The following is a 19,924-nucleotide window of genomic DNA, read 5'->3' on the forward strand; positions in this document are numbered from 1 at the left end:
TGGATTTGAAGATTGTGATAGATCTATTGACCGAAAACAGCGAGGGATTTTCATTCAATTTGAAAGGCAACCCAGGAATGTTACATGACAGTCTAGGATATTGATTATTTTGCATAACCATCTTAAACAAAACCAAAGTGAAATACTCGATCGAAAACGAACTATTTAAAGTAGAGGTTGATGAATGTGGGGCAGAGCTTTGTAGTATTTTATCCAAGAATTCTGGCCATGAGTACATCTGGCAAGCAGATGAAAAGATTTGGAAAGGCTCGGCTCCGGTCTTATTTCCCGTGATTGGGAGTTTGAAGTCAGGAAGTTATTCATTCGATGAAAAGTCTTATCAATTACCAAAGCACGGATTTGTAAGAAATAGTAATAAAGTTCGCTTGATCAACCGTACGAGATCAAGGCTTTCATTTATCCTTTCGAGTGATGATGAAACCTTAGCCATGTACCCTTTTAAATTCGATTTGAAAGTGAGTTTTTTCTTGTTTGAAAGTAGGCTTCAAATATTTCATGAAGTAGCAAACACAGGAGAGGATCACATGTATTTTTCTCTAGGGGGGCACCCTGCTTTTAACTACCCTTGGAAAGAAGGAGAAAACAAAGATGACTACTACTTAGAATTCGAACGAAAAGAGAATAATTCCATTTTTGAAATTTCTAAAAAAGGACTTTTAACAAAGAATGAAAAGCCAATGTTGGAGGAGACCAATCGACTTCCATTGAAAAATGGATTGTTTGACGATGACGCATTGATATTCACAGAATTGAATTCTTCTGAAGTAAGCATTAAATCGAAAAGCTCCAAGGGGAAGATCAGTGTCAACTTTGACGATTTCCCGTTTCTTGGTGTTTGGTCGAAACCCAATGCCGACTTTCTTTGTATAGAACCTTGGGATGGGTTACCCGATTTTGAAGACTCAGATCAGGAGTTGATCCGTAAACCAGGAATCATTAAACTAGGACCAGGAAGTATCCATTATGCATCATATACCATTCAAATTTTTGAAGCTTAGTCTTGCGCTAGGCTTATTCGTTTCGATCTATTCATGCCAGCCAAAAGATGTCCCTTTATCGGAGGATTATTTGAAAGAAGATGCTGAATTTAGAGAACGTCTATCTAAAGGCAGAGATCATTATTTAAAATTGGTGGGATTGCATCCATTAGTTCAAGGAACTAATTTATTTGGATCTTCTGAAGCGAATAACATACAAATGAGTAGCAAGGGATTGCCTGCTACTTTAGGTGCTATCGAACTACAAGGTACGAAGGCCACATTTACAGCGGCTGATAGTTTAAACATCAAGGTAGTATCCAATGACTCGACCATTTATTTGTGGGTCGATCAGTTTACAGAATCTTCGGAGAACGGAGCCATGCTTAGATTCAACCAAGTAGAATGGCAAGTGATCAAAAGATTGGATGATTACTTTCTGAGAGTCAAAGACCAAGAAGCTGAAACCGCAAAAGCATTCAAGGGATTTCAGAAATATCCATTACAAAGCAAATTTGTAGTGGAAGCCGAATACAAACCTTTTGACAATACTCAAACGAAAGAAGTCAATACTCAATTAGGCACCAATCAGCAGATGGACTTTGAAGGCGTTTTATCTTTTGATTTGAATGGAGAAGCATTAGAACTTGTAGTAGGCACGGGAGGCTTTTTAATAGTTGGAGATTTGACCAATGATGAAACTTCTTATGGTGGAGGGAGATATGTATATGTAGACCTACCAGAGCAACCGGGAAAAGTAACAATTGATTTTAATCGTTTATATAACCCACCATGCGTTTATTCAGAATTCACCACCTGTCCTTTGCCACCTGCGCAAAACGTACTTCCTATTAAAATTGAAGCGGGTGAAAAATATGCACGTCTATGATTTTTCACGATAGAAATAAATTAGAAACGAAGGAATTGGTGTCTGGCATTAGTGGTCAACTCATTCATACAGATACGATGTCGATTGGATATTTTGATATTGCGAAGGGCGCAGTATTGCCAGAGCATAGCCATGTACACGAACAGGTGACCAGTATATTAGAAGGTGAGTTAGAAATGACTGTAAATGGTGAGACTAAAATTATGAAAGCAGGCCATGTGGCTACCATTCCATCCAATACTCCTCATTCAGCAAGAGCGCTCACTGACTGTAAGGCAGTCGATGTATTTAATCCGGTGAGAGAGGATTACAAATAGATTGGCCTAGCCAAACATTTGGGAATATATTGAAATTATTTTATCTTGATCACTCAAAAAAACCAATCGTTATGACTAAGAACATCATCATAGGAGTACTCTCCTTTCTCATTGTATTTTTCGTTTTATTCGCTAACATCAAGGCCAGTGAAGCAGAGAAGCAGAGTATTCAAGCAGAATTGAACTTGAAATTAGCAATGGAAAATGAAACCAAAGCCAAAGCTGAGCAAGAGAATGCAACAAAAGCAGCTGCTCAGCTTGCCATTGCCGAACAGAAAGTTGAAGAACTAAAACGTGCCTTAGAAGTTTGCAAATGATCTTCGCCCTCGTTGGTCTTGAGACCAACGAATCTTTAGTGTTTTGTCGCCTACAAATCAGCAGTAATAGTTTTATGCCTTCTTCGCTCGACTTCCCAATTTAATCACCTCTAAATCCTTTGGTTTCCTGGCTTCAAGGGTGAACCTGAGAAGTGTACGCTCTTTATGAAAACCATGTCGTCCGGCAGCACCAGGATTCATATACAATACTCCTGGCCTTTTTTCATCATGCATCACGGCCAGAATATGGGAATGCCCACAGATGAATAATTGAGGGAGGTGTTTGTTTATTAAGGGCCGTACCCGTGGATTGTACCTGGGTGGTTTCCCGCCAATATGGGTCATAAATACCTTCACTCCTTCGCACATAAACATTTGATCTTCTGGAAATAGCTGACGCACATCTTGTCCATCTACATTGCCGTAGACACCCAATGTAGGTTTGAATGCCCCCAATTCTTCTATAATGGCTGCCGTACCTACATCTCCAGCATGCCAGATTTGATCTACTTCTTTGAAGTAGTCAAATACCTTGGGGTCTAAAAAACCATGGGTGTCAGAGATCAGTCCTATGCGCAATTTTTATTAGATTTGATGGTCAACAATTTCTTAGAGTGAGGGTTTAACCCACCTGCAATTAAACTCGAAGTTGGCACTTTTTTCTAATTAAACAACAACGCGATGCCCATACGAAGACCATTCAATTTACAAAAGTGGATTGATGAAAATAGAGACCTTCTCAAACCACCCGTCAGCAACAAAAATCTGTATGTAGAATCAGAAGATTATATAGTGATGATTGTGGGTGGTCCCAATGCCCGAAAGGATTATCATTACAATGAGACTGAGGAGCTTTTTTATCAATTACAGGGTGATATCACCGTCAGGATTCAAGAAGATGGTGAAGCAGTGGATATCAACATAAAGGAAGGAGAGATGTACTTGCATCCGGCCAAGGTTCCTCACTCACCTATTCGAGGAGAGAATACTGTCGGCTTGGTGATCGAGCGAAAACGCAGCAGAGATATGGATGATGGGCTCATGTGGTTTTGTGACAAATGCAATACCAAATTACATGATACCTACTTCTATCTATCTAATGTGGAAAAAGATTTCCAGCCCAGGTTCCGGGAATTTTATGCCTCAGAAGAGCTTCGTACCTGCAAGAATTGTGGGCACATGATGGAGACTGATCCTCGTTTTGTTTAACGAATGTTGGGCTGGTGAAAAATTGGGGCATGGTGCGGGAAGAGACCTTGCGCCTTTAAATTTTTCTTGATTTTTGTCTGCTTTTCAGCGGTCCGCCGCCGCGGCAAGGAAAAGTAGAGGCCTCTCCGGCCAGAGGAGGGGTGCTTGTTTTTTTATTATTTTCATTTTCCGATTGCTCATTCAATAAACCATGCAATACCAAAACACATTATCCTTCGCACAAGAATGCGACACCCGAGATCCACTAAGATCCTATAGAGATCAGTTTTATATACCCCAGCACAATGGTGAAGATTGTATCTATCTGGTAGGTAATTCTCTGGGCTTACAGCCTAAGTCCACCAGAAGCTATATTGAACAGGAACTCAAAGACTGGCAAGATCTCGGCGTAGAGGGTCACTTTGATGAACGGGCTACCAGGCCATGGTTTCATTATCACAAGTTTCTAAAAAGCCATCTGGCAAAATTGGCTGGAGCCAAAGAAATGGAAGTGGTGTCGATGAATAGCCTCACGACTAATCTCCATTTGATGATGGTATCATTTTATAGGCCTACCGCAAAACGGTTCAAAATCATAACCGAAGCAGGAGCTTTTCCATCCGATCAATATGCCTTGGAGACGCAATTACATTTTCATGCCAATAGGGGAGGTGAAAGACTATTCGATCCTAAGGAAGCCTTGGTTGAGCTGAAACCAAGACCGGGTGAAGAAACGCTAAGAACTGAGGATATTCTTGCGACTATAGAAGAGCATAAGAATGAGTTGGCATTAGTCATGATGGCCGGAGTTCAGTATTATACTGGGCAGCTGTTTGATATTCCTGCTATCACTAAAAAGGGACATGAGTGTGGTGCTTTGGTGGGATTTGATCTGGCCCACGCCTTTGGTAATGTGCCACTGAATCTTCACCAAGATGGTGTGGATTTCGCGGTTTGGTGTTCGTATAAATACTTGAATTCAGGCCCAGGTAGTGTATCTGGGATATTTGTACATGAACGACATAGCAAAAACTCAGACCTACCAAGATTCGCTGGATGGTGGGGGCATGATGAATCGCAAAGGTTTCAGATGAAAAAAGGGTTTATTCCGATGGAGGGAGCCGATGCCTGGCAGTTGAGTAATGTGAATGTGTTGCCAAGCGCTGCACATTTGGCTTCGTTAGAGATTTTTTCTAATGCCGGAATCGAAAATTTGAGAAAGAAGAGCATTCAATTGACTGGGTATATGGAGTTTTTGCTGAATGATCTAAACAGCGAGAGAGAGAAAATTCAAATCATCACACCGGCTGACCCCGAACAACGTGGAGCACAATTGTCTTTATGTTTAAACAATGGAGGAAAGGACTTATTCAACAAACTCGGAGAGAACGGCATCATCGCTGATTGGCGTGAACCAAACGTCATCAGAGTGGCAGCCGTGCCCATGTACAATTCGTTCGAGGATGTATGGAGGTTTGTAGATAGATTGAATCAGCTGATTCATTGAGTTCTCATCAACAACCAAAACCATCTCCACGTTTCGCTAGTCAGTTCCCAACGTTACTCCGTTGCATCATGCCATGTCGGTTAATTAGGAATAGATTAACCAGCGGTTGCCTTTGTTTGAGTACTCTTTGTATAGAATTACAATTACGGATGAATTAAGTGGAGCCCGCCTTGATTTGTGTCCTCTCTTGAGCTAGGGTTCCTGTCCTCTATTTACGCTATGGTTCGCGCCTTTAAAATTACAATGTCGGATAGAAATAATGTGACACCGCCTTGATTAGCATCCTCCCTTGTGCTTTGGTTCGGGTCCTCACTTCCGCTTTGGTTCGGTCCTCACTTCCGCTATGGTTCGTGTCCTCACGAACCAACTCACTTTCGCTTCAACAAATCCATCCTTTTATTCCTCGCCGTCAAATTCAACTTTGACTGAAGTTATTATCTCACAGTTCAACCAGATGGGATTACGTAAAAAACGAATTGCCCTATAAAATAACTACGTAAAAATTTGTCAATACTTAGAAAAACTACGTATTTTTACGTAATAAATCTAAGATATGGAAAAGATCATAGTTATTGGCAACGGGATGGTTGGTTATAAGTTTTGTGAAAAACTGCGTGCCAAAGCTCCAAAAGAACAATTTTCAATAAAAGTATTCGGTGAAGAGCCTAATGTGGCATACGACAGAGTACACTTGAGTGAGTACTTTTCAAACCAATCAGTGTCAGATTTGGAGATGGCACCTCGCAAGTGGTACGTAGAAAATGATATTGAATTGATCACGGGCGAGCTAATTGTCAATATTGATCGAATAAACAAAAAAGTCACGAGTCATACCGGATTAGAAGCTGATTACGACAAGTTGATATTAGCTACAGGGTCTAGTGCATTTGTGCCACCAATCAAGGGATCGGAGATGCAGGGCGTATTCGTATACCGAACCATTGAAGATTTAGAAGCCATTATAGAATACGGTAAGACTTCAAAAAAAGCAGCAGTATTAGGCGGAGGTCTCTTAGGTCTAGAGGCCGCCAAAGCCATGCTCGACTTAAATCAAGAAACACATGTGATAGAGTTTGCGCCTCGCCTCATGCCAAGGCAATTAGATCAGGGGGGCTCTGATGCATTGAGAGGTAAAATGGAAGAACTGGGTGTGAATATTCACATGAATAGAAACACGGCCAGTATACTGGGTGAGGATAAAATGACCGGACTGGAGTTTACTGACGGTCAGTTGCTAAAAGCTGATATGCTCGTAATTTCTTGTGGTATCAAACCAAGAGATGAATTAGCTAAACAATGTGGCCTTGAAGTAGGTCCACGAGGAGGTATAGTAGTGAATGACTTGTTGGAGACAACGGATAAAGATATTTACGCCATAGGTGAGTGTGCGTTACACAAGAACTTTATTTATGGACTTGTAGCTCCTGGTTACGAAATGGCAGAGGTGGTAGTAGATCAATTGCTAGCCGGAGACGAAAAAGTTTTCGAAAGCTACGACATGTCCACAAAGCTCAAATTGATCGGAGTGGATGTCGCCAGTTTCGGTGATGCACTTTGCGAAAATGTACCTCACAAACCGATCGTATTCGAAGACAGCCTAGAAGGCATATACAAGAGAATCAACATCTCCGAAGATGGAAAAAAATTACTTGGAGGTATTTTAGTGGGTGATGCAGAAGCCTATGGTATGCTCTTGCAAGTAACACTCAATGGTATGGCTTTGCCACCAAATCCTGAGGATTTGATCTTAGGAAGTAGGGGAGGCGAATCTGCAGAAATGGAGCTGCCTGAATCAGCACAGATTTGCTCTTGCGAAAACGTAACAAAAGGCGATATCTGTAAAGCAGTATCTGATCAAAACCTGGAAAATATTGCCGATGTAAAGTCGTGCACTAAAGCTGGAACTGGCTGCGGAGCTTGTACACCTATGGTTACGGATATTTTCAACGACCAGTTGAAATCCATGGGTAAGACTGTTAAAAAAGTACTTTGCGAACATTTCGAATATTCTCGTCAGGAACTATTCGATTTAATAAAAATAAAAGGAATCAAGAGTTACGATGACCTCCTGGATGCATATGGATCGGGCGATGGTTGTGAGGTTTGTAAGCCAGCAGTGGCTTCTTTGATGGCCAGTATTTGGAATGAGTTGATATTGAATCAAGATACGATTCAGGATACTAACGACAGATTCTTGGCCAACATACAAAAAGGAGGATCGTACTCTGTGGTGCCTAGAATCCCTGGAGGTGAAATCACGCCAGACAAGCTCATCGTAATTGGGCAAGTAGCCAAAAAATATGATTTGTATACTAAGATCACTGGTGGTCAGCGTATCGATTTATTCGGAGCTTCTGTCAATCAGTTGCCAGATATTTGGGAAGAGCTGATTGACGCAGGGTTCGAAAGTGGACATGCCTATGGCAAGTCTTTGAGAACAGTAAAAAGCTGTGTAGGCTCATCCTGGTGTAGATATGGATTGCATGACTCCGTGTCCTTTGCCATCGAAGTAGAAGAGAGATATAGAGGCCTTCGTTCACCACACAAGTTAAAAAGTGCGGTATCGGGTTGTAGAAGGGAGTGCGCTGAGGCGTTAAGCAAGGACTTTGGAATCATTGCAACAGAGGTAGGGTGGAATTTATACGTCTGTGGGAATGGCGGTTCAAATCCACAGCACGCCTTATTGTTGGCTGGTGATATCGACTCTGAGACTTGTATGAAATTTATTGATAGATTTTTGATGTTTTACATCAAAACGGCCGAACCACTGAATAGGACAGCTACCTGGTTGAACAAGCTTGAAGGTGGGATCGAATATTTGAAGCAAGTAGTGGTAGAGGATTCCTTGGGCATTGGAGCAGATCTTGAAAGAGAAATGGACTTTATGGTGGACACGTATAAGTGCGAGTGGAAAGAGGTAGTAAACAACCCTGAATTGAGAAAGAAATTCACACATTTTGTAAATGCTGATATACCAGATCCGACCATGAAGTTTGAGGACTTTAGAGGACAGAAGAAGCCTGTAGATTGGGATAAGGAATTAGTAGAAAGCAAATAACCAAGCAATGACTGAGACATTAGAATATAAAACGGTAACATCGGAAGAAGTAGAAACCTGGGTAGAAGTTGCGGCAGAAAAAGACTTTCCTGCTAATGGTGGAGTATGTGCCGAACACAAAGGATTGCAAGTGGCAGTTTTCAATTTTACACGCAGAAAGAAATGGTATGCTACTCAAAACCTTTGCCCACATAAGCAGCAAATGATTTTAAGCAGAGGAATGCTGGGTTCTGAAGGTGAGGAACCTAAGGTGGCCTGTCCGTTTCACAAACAAACCTTCTCATTGAAAGATGGAAAAAACCTAAACGGTGATCATTGTGCGCTAGCTACGTATCCAGTTAAGGTAGAAAATGGGTATGTTTACGTAGGATTTAAAAACTAATTCAGTAGAAATCGTAAATTTTGCATCAATATCAACTGATGTTGGCCAGGTTTACGAGCCATCATTACCGAAAAAAACTATTTATCGAGTCAAAACTCATGGCATTTAATCCTCACTTTGTGAGTAAAGACAATTGAAAAAGACGCAGGCACTTAGCAAACTGGTTAGAATATTTATGGCAGCTTCCTTCGGAGTTGCCTTTTTAGCCGTTATTGGTCAGTTTTTGCTTCTCGAATACCTAGAAGTCGAGCATATCAGCCAGCCACAGCTTGTTTATTTGGCTCTCGTTGTTTTTTTATTTTTAGTGGCGTTTGGCACCATCATGAGACCGGCCTACTTAGAGTTCAAATCTATTTACGCAGCGTTGATCGAGTCCGAGGAGTCTGCCAAACGAATGACAGTAGAGTTGAACAAGTTGTACAATGAGCTGGGAAAGTCTTATCAAGATCTCGAAGCAGTCAACCTTGTTCAAGAAGATCCTACGACATTGATGAAGTTAGATATGAATGGTGATATCGAATATACTTCAGATCATTTAAAGCAAATCATGTCCGTAAACGGATCTGGTTTTGCAAATAATCTATTCGATTGGTTTAAAGAAGAAAACTTGAACGATGACTTCATTACTAGTCTGCGAAGTATTCTTTCCAGGGGCGAAGCATGGAATGGAGAGATCAATGTTACTAATCTGGATGGAGACTTGATCTGGTTGGACCTTTCGATGCAGCCTGTGACTAATGGGGTGACTGGTGAAACCAAAATTTTAACTATTGGTCGTGATGTCACAGAAGTAAAAGAAGCCAAGCAAAGATCCAGGGAAATCAACAGAGAAGCGATTGAGAAAAGAGTGAAGGAGCAGCAATATCGTTCCGTACTTATTCTAGAAGGACAAGAGGAAGAAAGAAAACGTATCTCTCAGGAAATCCATGATGGCATAGGACAGATGCTTACAGGCTTAAAACTCAACTTAGAAGGAATTACACCTTCAAATTCGCCACACATGAAAAAACGAATCAGGGATACCAAGGACCTGATGAAAAGTGTGATTAAAGAAGTTCGTCGAGTGTCGTTCAATTTGACGCCGAGTAGTTTGGTGGACTTTGGAATTACTCCAGCCATGAAAAAAATAAGTCAGGAGGTCACAGCCCTATCCAACACAGTGGTTGAGTTTGACAATAAAACCAATTTCATTAATCGGCTGGATAAAAATGTAGAAACGAACCTGTACCGTATTGTTCAAGAAGCCGTAAACAACGGCATCAAATATGCTGAAGCGGACAAAATTGTGATTAGCTTTGAACACAACCCATCGCACCTTATTGTAATTGTAGAAGACAATGGAAAGGGCTTTGAATTTGAAAAGCTAGAGAAAACGGGCCATTTCGGTGCATCCGGACATGGTATTTTTAATATGAAAGAAAGAGCGGCCTTTATCAATGGCTCTTTCGATATTCAAACAAAACTCGGGGTAGGAACGAAAATTATTATCAAACTACCTTTAAGCTAGACTTATGGATACGATAAAAGTAATCTTAGCCGACGATCATGTCATAGTACGAAATGGAATCAAGATTTTGCTGGAGAGTGAAGGCGAAGTAGAAGTAATTGCAGAAGCTTCGAATGGGCAGGAAGCCATTGAGAAAGTGAAACAATTGAAACCAGATATCTTGATCTCGGACATTCGAATGCCAATTATGAATGGTCTCGAAGCCACGGCAGAATTAAAAAACGTCTCACCTGAAACTAAGACGCTGATCCTATCCATGCACGATGATGAAGAATACATCATCAAGAGTGTAGAGTGTGGAGCTTCAGGTTATTTGCTCAAAGACACCACCAAAGAAGAATTTGTGAAGGCACTAAAAAGTATTCTCGAAGGACATAAGTACTTCAGTGGCGACATTTCTGACGTGCTGGTCAATGGTTATTTGAATAAGAATACGGGAAGCAGTGCAGCACCAAGTGATTCGAGTACGATGGTGAAAACGGACTACCATATCACCAAAAGAGAAAAACAAATCCTAAAACTGGTCTATAAAGGCCATAGCAACAAAGAAATCGCCGACGAGCTAGGCAAAAGCATTCGTACTGTAGAAACTCATCGTTTCAACATCATGAAAAAGCTCGAAGTAGGTAACATCACGGAGCTCATTCGAAAAATAGACAGCGAGCCTTATATTATTGGGTAGAAAGTAAGCCAACATGACATTCAAATTTAATTTATTTGGTTGGGCGTTGATATGGTTAGTCTTGGCTTTATGTACTCCATTATTTCCAATTTATTGGATAGCGAATTTTGACACCTTGGACCTTGGAGAGAGAGCGTTCTTATTGTCATTTGGATGGATTCTAATGCTAATTGTAATAGTTAGTCTTTGGGTAATTATCTTAACTGAATTTAACAATTTAAAGATTTCAGAAGATGAAATTGAATTCAAAAATATTTTGACGGCTCGGAGTAAAATTTTTGAGAAAAAGGATTTAAGAGGTTTTAAAACAGAATTAACTAAAGGGTATCTGTCAATTAACTTAATTGGAAAAAACAATAAAACGCTGAAATCTATTAGAGAGATCTATTATGGTGATGTAACTAACATTGTTAAACTTTTACAACTAAAGTCATTAGATAAATAGATAAGAAAATTTTACTGTTTGAGCGTAGCGAGTTTTAAAATTTTCTAGACTTTTTGCTTACTTTTTTGGCAATGAAAAAAGTAAGAGCCTTCCCGGCTTGAGGGCTGATGCTTAAAAATTTATCATGCGATCAGCTTTTGGACCATAGCGACACAAATTCAACTCTAACATGCCCCAAGATTCTATTCATTTCCAATGATGATTTATTAATTGATTGTGTGTTGGTCTAAGAATTAATTACGTATAAATACGTAATTAATACTCAAAAACACGTACTTTTGTTCATGACTCTGAACAACATCAGAGCCTGGTTCAAAATCAATGGAAATGAGTGCGTCACAAAAGAACCTTCCAGTAAAAGCTAAAACAACCTGCTCCTATTGTGGTGTAGGCTGTGGTATTGATGTAGAAATCAATAAAAAGGGAATTATTGAGCTCGAAGGCACTCCTGATCATCCGGTGAATAGAGGCATGCTTTGTTCAAAGGGCCGTAGTCTAAACTACGTAGTTCAGGATCAGAGTGATCGCCTCCTATATCCACAAATGCGTGGATCGAAGCATCATCCTTTAGAAAGAGTGAGTTGGGATACGGCTATCGATCGTGCTGCAGCTGTATTCAAAACGTTTATTGAAAAGCACGGACCAAATTCAGTAGGATTCTACATCTCCGGTCAGTGCCTGACAGAGGAATACTATTTAGTCAACAAATTGACTAAAGGATACATCGGTACGAACAACATCGATACCAACTCGAGATTGTGCATGAGTTCGGCTGTGGTAGGCTATACCAAAACACTTGGTGAGGATGCTGTGCCGATTGCCTATGAGGATATTGAGTTGGCAGATTGCTTCCTGATCGCTGGGGCTAATCCGGCGTGGTGCCATCCGATTTTATTCAGAAGAATCGAGCAACGAAAAGAACAAAATCCAGATACCAAGATCGTGGTGATCGATCCGCGGGTAACAGACTCTTGCGCTTTGGCTGATTTGCATTTGCAGCTCACTCCCGGTACGGACGAGACCTTGCTGCATGCGATTGGCCGGGTATTGATCGAAAATGGGAACTTCGATTTGAAATTCATTCAGGACCATACTGATGGATTTGAAGACTATAAAGAAAAAGTGTTTGAGACCGCACTGGAGGAAGCGGCTGCGATTTGTGATGTGTCCATAGATCAAATCCAGCTCGCTGCTGAATACATTGGTGACGCCAAAGGCTTCTTGTCGCTGTGGACGATGGGCTTGAACCAGAGTTCACAGGGCGTAAATAATAACCTGGCCTTGATCAACCTGAACCTGATCACAGGCCATATCGGCAAGCCAGGGTCCGGTCCCTTCTCGCTGACTGGCCAGCCCAATGCTATGGGTGGAAGAGAAGTTGGGGGCATGGCTTCACTGCTAGCCGCGCACCGCGTACAAGCCAATGCTGATCATAGAAAAGAAGTGGCAGACTTTTGGGGTGTGGATAGTATGCCAGACAAACCGGGCTTGACTGCAACACAAATGTTCGATGCGCTGGACTCCGGGGAGATGAAGGCCGTTTGGATTATCTGTACCAATCCGTCCGTGAGTATGCCCAATGCCGATTTGGTAGATCGAGCACTGAAAAAGGCCAAATTTGTGGTGGTGCAGGATATTTCTTCGAGATCGGATACGGCCAAATATGCTGATCTGGTATTACCAGCGGCTGGATGGTTGGAGAAAGAAGGTACCATGACCAATTCGGAGCGCAGAATTAGCTACTTGCCAAAAGTAGTAGATGCGCCGGGAGAGGCTTTACCGGACAACGAAATTTTGATTCGTTTCGCCCGGCGGATGGGATATGAAGGATTCAATTTCCACTCGATAGAAGAGATTTATGCAGAACATTGCCGACTGACCAAAGGGACAAACATCGATATCTCAGGATTGACTTATGCAAGATTGAAAGCACAAGGTACAGTCCAATGGCCGGTGCCTTCAGAGGATCATCCGGGTACGCCTCGCTTGTTTGAGGACAAGAAATTTTATACCCCAACTGGGAAAGCTCAGATATTGCCAGGAGGCAATAAAAATGAAGGAGACCAGCTTTCAGACGAGTATCCGCTCATATTGACCACCGGACGAATACGAGATCAGTGGCATACCATGACCCGTACGGGCAAAGTGAATAAGCTGAATAAGCACATTCCGAAACCTTACCTTGAAATTCATCCGGAGGACGCCAAGGCCAAGGGCATCGAAGAAGGCATGCCTGTAGTGATAAAAAACAAAAGAGGCGAAGTACGGGTGAATGCTCAGATCACAGAAAAGATTAAAAAAGGAGTGGTATTCCTTCCCATGCATTGGGGCAAAGTACTTCAAAACACCTTCGGCAGAGCTAATAATATGACCAGTAAAGTTTTTGACCCTACATCGAAGCAGCCGGGGTTTAAATACTCAGCTGTGAGTGTAGAAAAGTATAGCAAACCGAAGGAGAAGGTCGTCATCGTAGGAGCTGGAGCTGCTGCGTATCGATTCATCAATTCTTATCGTACGCTCAATACGGAAGATGAGATTCATGTTTTCTCGAAAGAGGAATATCCCTTTTACAATCGGGTTTTGCTACCCGAGTACGTGAATGAGCACAAGGAGTGGGAGGATTTGCTCAAATTCAAATATGGTGAATTCGAAGAGCTGGATGTAGTACTGCACAACTCTACCAGTATCGAAGATTTAGACAGACTTAGACAGACCGTGACCGATTCTCACGGTCAGGTGCATTCGTACGACAAGCTGATTTTGGCCACAGGATCTCGCGCCTTCGTGCCTAATAATATTCCAATGGAACTGCCGGGTCTGTTTACCATGCGCGACCGATACAGCGCCGATGGACTGAAAAAATATATCGACAACAAAGGTCACGTGTTGATCGTGGGGGGTGGCCTACTGGGACTGGAGCTGGCTTCTGCACTGAGAGAGATAGACGTGGAAGTGTCTATTGTGCAGTTGTCCACTCGTCTGATGGAGCGCCAGCTCGACACCATGGCGAGTACGCTGCTACGACAGATGATTGAAGAGATGGGCGTGCATGTGTACACCAATGACGAGGTGCATAATATCAATGTGCGGAATGAAAAGGACATCAGGATAGACCTGAAAAGTGGTAAAAAAATCGACTGCCAGGCGGCGGTATTTGCTATTGGTACCAGACCCAATGACCAATTGGCCAGAATAGCTAATCTCAAATGTGGACGTGGTATCATTGTCAATGACTACATGCAGACCAGCGAAAAGTCTATTTATGCCATCGGCGAAATCGCTGAGCACAATCAAAAACTCAACGGTACCACAGCTGCGGCTGAAGATCAGGCTGATATCGCAGCCAGACATATTGGTGGGGATTTGAGTGCTCTGTATACAGGCACTGTGCCGATGAATATTCTCAAGTTTCCAGAATTGGACCTTTGTTCGATTGGCATGGCTGATGCGCCATTGAGTATGAAGGATTACGATGAGATCATCTTCATCGACAAGTCGATGAAGTATTATAAGAAATGTATCATTCACCAGGACCGGCTGGTTGGTGCAGTGCTCATGGGAGATAAGGCCGAGTTTGCAGAATTTAAAGAGCTGATCGAAAACGAAGTAGAGCTATCCGAAAAACGAAAAGAATTGCTACGCTCTGGACAAGCTGCCGAGCCCATGCTGGGCCAGCTGGTCTGCTCCTGTAGCAATGTGGGTACGGGTAATCTGGAAAAGGCGTTTGAAGGTGGATGCAAGACTTTGGCGGAGTCCTGCCAAACAACAGGTGCAGGTCTGGGATGTGGTAGTTGCAAAGGAGAAGTACAGCAATTGCTCAAAAAGCATTTGGAGCAAAAAGAAGTTGAGCTCGTTTCCTGATTCATTTATATTTGACACAAAGTATTAGCAATGGAGAAAAAGAATTTGGTCAGGGTATTTGTGAAGGGTGGTATTCTTTCTCCCGGAGATTTTTTACGTATTTTGACAACGGCCAAGGAGTTGGGTACGGAATTTATCCATTTGGGCTCTCGTCAGGATATCCTATTTCCGGCGAAAGACCGGAGCCAGGCACTGCTCGAAAATATTTTTAAATCCATCAATACCGAATACGAAGTCAACGAGTTTACACATCAAAACGTAGTGAGCTCATATGTGGCACTGGATGTGATGCCTAACAAAAAATGGTTGGTTCCCCATGTCTATCACCACATCTTAGACAGTTTCAATTTTAGAGCGAAGCATCGGATAAATCTGGTGGACCCTTCGCAGAGTATGGTGCCTTTGTTTACTGGGAACATCAACTTTATAGCATCCACTACGGACAATTATTGGTATCTCTATTTGCGTTTGAAGCAATTCGATAATCTGCCCATTCCATACAGCAAAGTCATCCACGGTTATGATTTAGCGAAAGCGGCGAAAGCTCTGAATGATTTGGATATGAATGATGATTCACTGTCATCCCAGGATATTTTTTCGGTAGTGGATCAACAAGAGCTCAACACGCTGAACCCAGAGGAGGAACTGAAATACCCAGCGCCGGCATTTCCTTATTATGAAGGATTGAATCGAGAGCCTGGGGGCAATTATTGGTTGGGTCTTTACTGGCGTAATAACAAATTTACGGTCAATTTTCTGATTGCACTTTGCAAAAGATGCATGGAAACCAACGTGGGTAAAATAAGTTTAACGCCATGGAAATCTTTGATTATCAAAGGTATAGAAGAAAACTATTTGTTGGGATGGGAGAAATTGATGGGGCGCTTTGGGATCAATCTTCGTCACTCCTCACTAGAGCTCAATTGGCATTTGCCTGTGCTGAGTGAGGAAGCGCTGGAGCTGAAAAATTACCTGGTTCGTGCCCTGGATCAGCAGGACATCAGTACTTCTGGTTTGACTTTTACCATCAAACCCAACGACGACATTTACTTATTTACATCCGTGGCGATTGAGATCAATCCAGCTGAAGGAGAAGGTAGCAATACCTACAATATATTGTATGCGAAAAGCTTCAATCCGAATTCAGCGGAGTACCTCACTTATGTGAAAAATGTCACTAAAAATGTGCTGCCTGCGCTATTGATGGAATTGAGTGTGATGTATTTCGATCAGATCGAAGACCAACCCAAGTCCACGCCTAAAAAAGAGGTGGCACCACCCGTATCAGTGTCTGAAAGCTATCAGTGCAAGCACTGCCTGACTATCTACGATGCTCAGTACGGCGATGAAGCCGCCGATATCGCTCCGGGCACTAGCTTCGACAGTTTGCCGGAGAACTATATTTGCCCCACTTGTGAGTCGAAGAAGGGTGAATTTGTGAAGCTATAGCAGATACTTTTATCCTCAGTACCTTAGTTCTTGGAGTGTTTCCAAGGATCAAATTTTCCTTTCATATGATCTTGAGATTGAATAATTAATACCTTCGGTACCTGTTGGCCTGTTTCCGCGGATGCTTGCATGATGGCTGCAAAGCCATATTCGTAGCAGAAGTAATAGGTTAGATTTGAGTTTTGGTAAATAGATGAAAAGTATTGAAACGAATATCCCGCATCTACTAACCTTTCTCGGCGAACAGTAGATTTTCCTTCAGGACAAAAGTTTTTAAGAATAGTTCTGTTTTTTCGAATCTGCCGATTGACAGCAGCTATGATTCGTTCATGTTTTCTTTTGTGGAGGTTGTGAAAATTTGCTCGACACTGGGAATCGCAAAATTTCTTGTCTAGTCTCCCAGTCATAGGCTGGTCGCAATGCAGGCACTTTAAATGATCCATAAGGTTAAAGGTTGGTTAAATAATCGATCTACTCGTGTATTTATACGTTTATTTACGTAACTACACGTTTAAAAATAACTTTATTATTTTGTTTTTCTCGTGGTTTACACCATGAATTCTACATACAGGCAGAAGCAAATTACTTTGAAGCATCTCTATATGGATAATCAGAAGATGATTGGGCTCAAGTTTTATCCTGACAAGATCATACAAGCTCTAGTAAAGGAGCTGCCAGAAGTAAAGTGGAGCGAAACCCATGGTATGGTGGCCATACCGAATAGTCCTGCTAATCTAGATGCCATATTTTCAAAATTCAAGGGTGTGTCATGGATCAATTGCACCCATTTCTTTCCCAACAAACCTGTCAAAAACGGCCATGAAGACCTTTCTGTAAACAGTTATCGTCAGCGTGTACCCAAAAAAGGCTGGAGATATTGTCCGGAGGAGTTTTATCAAAAGCTAGAACTGAAGAAGTATGCACTCAATACAGCCAAGATATACATTGGAATGTTTGAAAAATTCATCAATCACTTCGATTGCAGCATTAAATTGACAGACATAAACGATTTGATGATTAGAGATTATCTCAAATATTTAGTTCAGCAAAACCGATCCGATTCTTACGTTAATCAAACCATTAATGCCATTAAGTTTTACTATGAGGTGGTGAAAGAAATGCCTAATCGATTTTATGATATAGAGCGACCATTGCCTACCGAATCATTACCAAAAGTGTTGAGTAGGAAGCAGATCAAAGCGATGATCAGCTCAACGACAAACTTAAAACACCGATGTATTATATCTCTTTTATACTCCGCTGGTTTACGTCGGGGCGAACTCCTCAACCTCAAACTTTCAGATATCATCAGTGATAGAATGCTGATCTGTGTAGAACAAGGAAAAGGAAAAAAGGACCGATACACACTATTGGGAGAGCAAGTGCTTCAGGATTTGAGGAAATACTATCTACAAGCTAAGCCTTCCTACTATCTATTTGAAGGTATATCTGGAAAGAAATACAGTGGAAGCAGCGTAGTGAAAATTGTACAGCGGGCTGCTTTCAAAGCAAAAATTAGGCAAAGAGTGATTCCCCACATGCTCCGCCATTCATTAGCCACGCATTTGCTCGAAGACGGTGTTGACCTACGATATATTCAAAGTTTATTGGGACATAATTCCTTGAAAACAACTGAGATTTATACACATGTTGCTGTAAAAGGAATGAATAAAATAAAAAATCCAATAGATTTGATGTTAACATAATGGATGTAAGTGTAACAAGTTACACTTACATAAATGTTGTAAGCAATTAGGGAGATTCGGGCTGAAAATTAATGAGGGAAATTTATCAATTCTCTGCTTTATGAATTGAATTCAGAAGCTAACGTCTTGAAGACAGAGGTTTGAAAAAGCAGCAGAATTGATTGAAAATTGTACTTTTACTGACGTCAGTCTGTATAAGAAAGATTAACGAATACATATCAATTAAATACATCAAAAAACATGAAACCACTGAGAACAAAATTTGAGATTATCTTTAAAAAAACAACTTTGACCGTGTTTATAATGGTTGGATTAATAAATTTCTCCTACGCTCAAGAGGAACCTATTGACAATATCAAAATCCCAAAGGTAGAGTATCGAGGAGGAATATATTATTTAGAACTTGATGCTGAAACACCTTACAAAAGAGGATACCAACATGGTAAAGCTTTGAATTTTATTATAAACAAAAAAATTAGAGATTTTAAAGAATGGCTAAGAGAAAACGCTGGTATTACTGAGCCTGATAAAATGATTCAGGAATTTGCGAAAAACACTGGCCACATTAACACTGTAAAAGAACTAGTCCCAGATTTATATCAGGAAATGGAAGGAATAGCAAAAGGTGCCAATGTAGATTTTAATGAATTATTTTTGTACCAAAGCTTTGATGAACTGTTTTTGTTTTTGATGAAATCTGGATCTATCAAATTTGGTGATGGACATTGTACGACTACTGGAGTATATGGCAGAAAAAACTTACCTAATTATGTTACACATAACAATGATATCCCTACTTACCACGAAGGAGCCGTAACCGTTTTGAAAATACGATACCCAAATTCAGACCTAGTAATATTACAGCAAACTTTCGCAGGACAGATAGGACAAAATGGAGTTAATAATTATGGAGTCGCAGTAGGTATTAACACCATCGCGGATTTACCAACGAGTGATCAAGGCATTCCTGTTTCTTTTAACGTTAGAAAAATATTAGAATCTAAAAATAGAACAAAAGCTGTTGACTATTTAAATACAGTTCATTTTGGAACTGCCATGAACTATATGATTGCTGATAGAGAGAAAGTAATCTCAGTAGAAACATGGAAAGATACTGTTGTTGTTGTTGATAACTATAAAAATAATTATGCAGTTCATACAAATCACACTCTGCAGGAAAATGCTCCTGTGGCTTTCAAGATGGATGCAAATATGGGAGGAGGAAGCTATGGATATACTTTTGAAAGATTGGAGTTGGCAGAAAAAACACTAAAGTCTGAAAGAAATACAATTAACTTTGAGAGTATAAAAAAGCTAAAAACCACACGCCCAATCCTTGTTAATCCAGGCTCGGCAACAGGTAGGACTTTACAATGTATGATTGTTGAAATACCAAAAAAAGGAAATCCAATCTTATTCACTACTCCAGACTCTCCAAATTGGTTTACACATGTGAAATTTGAATTCTAAAAAAGCTACAATAGTATCAATAGTGATAATTTGAAGTCAAGGTGTAGTAAGTCACAACCTTAAATAAAAAAAGCATACAACACTGTATAAAGAGCATCGTCGACCTATGGGACGACAACGCACCATATACTAACCGTTATGCCCAATT

The 19,924-nt window shown here is 41.0% G+C and carries 17 protein-coding genes; 15 read left to right on the forward strand and 2 right to left on the reverse strand.

Annotated elements, in window-relative coordinates; genetic code table 11:
• Positions 1–137: 137 nt before the first annotated feature.
• From ACOQO5_RS16380 to ACOQO5_RS16395, 4 genes are all read left to right on the forward strand, one after another.
• On the forward strand, positions 138–1,019 hold the full coding sequence (locus tag ACOQO5_RS16380) for an aldose 1-epimerase family protein (protein WP_420582770.1): 882 nt from the start codon (positions 138–140) through the stop codon (positions 1,017–1,019).
• Entirely contained in the window at positions 1,009–1,887 is an 879-nt protein-coding gene (locus ACOQO5_RS16385) for a DUF1684 domain-containing protein (RefSeq protein WP_420582771.1), read from the forward strand. Before ACOQO5_RS16380 ends, ACOQO5_RS16385 begins: the two co-directional genes overlap by 11 nt.
• Positions 1,884–2,204 carry a cupin domain-containing protein gene (locus ACOQO5_RS16390; protein ID WP_420582772.1) on the forward strand — a complete coding sequence of 107 codons (321 nt, stop codon included), beginning with the start codon at positions 1,884–1,886 and terminating at the stop codon, positions 2,202–2,204. The genes ACOQO5_RS16385 and ACOQO5_RS16390 overlap by 4 nt, the downstream gene beginning before the upstream one ends.
• 71 nt (positions 2,205–2,275) lie before the next feature.
• Positions 2,276–2,521 carry a hypothetical protein gene (locus ACOQO5_RS16395; RefSeq protein ID WP_420582773.1) on the forward strand — a complete coding sequence of 82 codons (246 nt, stop codon included), beginning with the start codon at positions 2,276–2,278 and terminating at the stop codon, positions 2,519–2,521.
• Between the two features lie 72 nt (positions 2,522–2,593).
• On the opposite strand, the gene ACOQO5_RS16400 is transcribed toward ACOQO5_RS16395, so the two are convergent.
• Complete coding sequence (locus ACOQO5_RS16400) at positions 2,594–3,100, reverse strand: metallophosphoesterase family protein (RefSeq protein WP_420582774.1); 507 nt, start codon at positions 3,098–3,100, stop codon at positions 2,594–2,596.
• Between the two features lie 102 nt (positions 3,101–3,202).
• Between ACOQO5_RS16400 and ACOQO5_RS16405 the strand changes: the two genes are divergently transcribed.
• From ACOQO5_RS16405 to ACOQO5_RS16445, 9 genes are all read left to right on the forward strand, one after another.
• Positions 3,203–3,730 (forward strand): 3-hydroxyanthranilate 3,4-dioxygenase, encoded by a 528-nt coding sequence (locus tag ACOQO5_RS16405; RefSeq protein ID WP_420582775.1) that lies wholly within the window; start codon positions 3,203–3,205, stop codon positions 3,728–3,730.
• Between the two features lie 190 nt (positions 3,731–3,920).
• The gene (kynU, locus tag ACOQO5_RS16410) at positions 3,921–5,216 is read left to right on the forward strand and encodes a kynureninase (RefSeq protein WP_420582776.1); all 1,296 of its coding nucleotides are present in this window, start codon (positions 3,921–3,923) and stop codon (positions 5,214–5,216) included.
• Between the two features lie 553 nt (positions 5,217–5,769).
• Positions 5,770–8,274, forward strand: a complete 2,505-nt coding sequence (nirB, locus tag ACOQO5_RS16415) for a nitrite reductase large subunit NirB (protein WP_420582777.1) — start codon at positions 5,770–5,772, stop codon at positions 8,272–8,274.
• Positions 8,275–8,281: 7 nt separating this feature from the next.
• The gene (gene nirD, locus ACOQO5_RS16420; RefSeq protein ID WP_420582778.1) at positions 8,282–8,656 is read left to right on the forward strand and encodes a nitrite reductase small subunit NirD; all 375 of its coding nucleotides are present in this window, start codon (positions 8,282–8,284) and stop codon (positions 8,654–8,656) included.
• Between the two features lie 175 nt (positions 8,657–8,831).
• Positions 8,832–10,163 carry an ATP-binding protein gene (locus ACOQO5_RS16425; RefSeq protein WP_420582779.1) on the forward strand — a complete coding sequence of 444 codons (1,332 nt, stop codon included), beginning with the start codon at positions 8,832–8,834 and terminating at the stop codon, positions 10,161–10,163.
• 4 nt (positions 10,164–10,167) lie between these two features.
• Positions 10,168–10,845: a response regulator gene (locus tag ACOQO5_RS16430; protein WP_420582780.1), complete on the forward strand. Its 678-nt coding sequence runs from the start codon at positions 10,168–10,170 to the stop codon at positions 10,843–10,845.
• 13 nt (positions 10,846–10,858) lie between these two features.
• Positions 10,859–11,290, forward strand: coding sequence for a hypothetical protein (locus tag ACOQO5_RS16435; RefSeq protein WP_420582781.1), 432 nt, complete (start codon positions 10,859–10,861; stop codon positions 11,288–11,290).
• Positions 11,291–11,617: 327 nt separating this feature from the next.
• Complete coding sequence (locus ACOQO5_RS16440) at positions 11,618–15,151, forward strand: molybdopterin-dependent oxidoreductase (protein WP_420582782.1); 3,534 nt, start codon at positions 11,618–11,620, stop codon at positions 15,149–15,151.
• 30 nt (positions 15,152–15,181) lie between these two features.
• A complete protein-coding gene (locus ACOQO5_RS16445) occupies positions 15,182–16,600 on the forward strand; it encodes a rubredoxin (protein ID WP_420582783.1) in 1,419 nt (472 codons plus the stop codon).
• Between the two features lie 23 nt (positions 16,601–16,623).
• Here ACOQO5_RS16445 and ACOQO5_RS16450 read toward each other — a convergent pair whose 3' ends face one another.
• The gene (locus tag ACOQO5_RS16450; protein ID WP_420582784.1) at positions 16,624–17,043 is read right to left on the reverse strand and encodes a hypothetical protein; all 420 of its coding nucleotides are present in this window, start codon (positions 17,041–17,043) and stop codon (positions 16,624–16,626) included.
• Positions 17,044–17,202: 159 nt separating this feature from the next.
• Between ACOQO5_RS16450 and ACOQO5_RS16455 the strand changes: the two genes are divergently transcribed.
• A complete protein-coding gene (locus tag ACOQO5_RS16455) occupies positions 17,203–18,306 on the forward strand; it encodes a tyrosine-type recombinase/integrase (RefSeq protein ID WP_420582785.1) in 1,104 nt (367 codons plus the stop codon).
• A gap of 240 nt (positions 18,307–18,546) precedes the next feature.
• Positions 18,547–19,776 carry a C45 family autoproteolytic acyltransferase/hydolase gene (locus ACOQO5_RS16460; RefSeq protein WP_420582786.1) on the forward strand — a complete coding sequence of 410 codons (1,230 nt, stop codon included), beginning with the start codon at positions 18,547–18,549 and terminating at the stop codon, positions 19,774–19,776.
• Positions 19,777–19,924: the final 148 nt, after the last annotated feature.

The organism is Reichenbachiella sp. (assembly GCF_965223055.1).
Taxonomy (GTDB): Bacteria; Bacteroidota; Bacteroidia; order Cytophagales; family Cyclobacteriaceae; genus Reichenbachiella.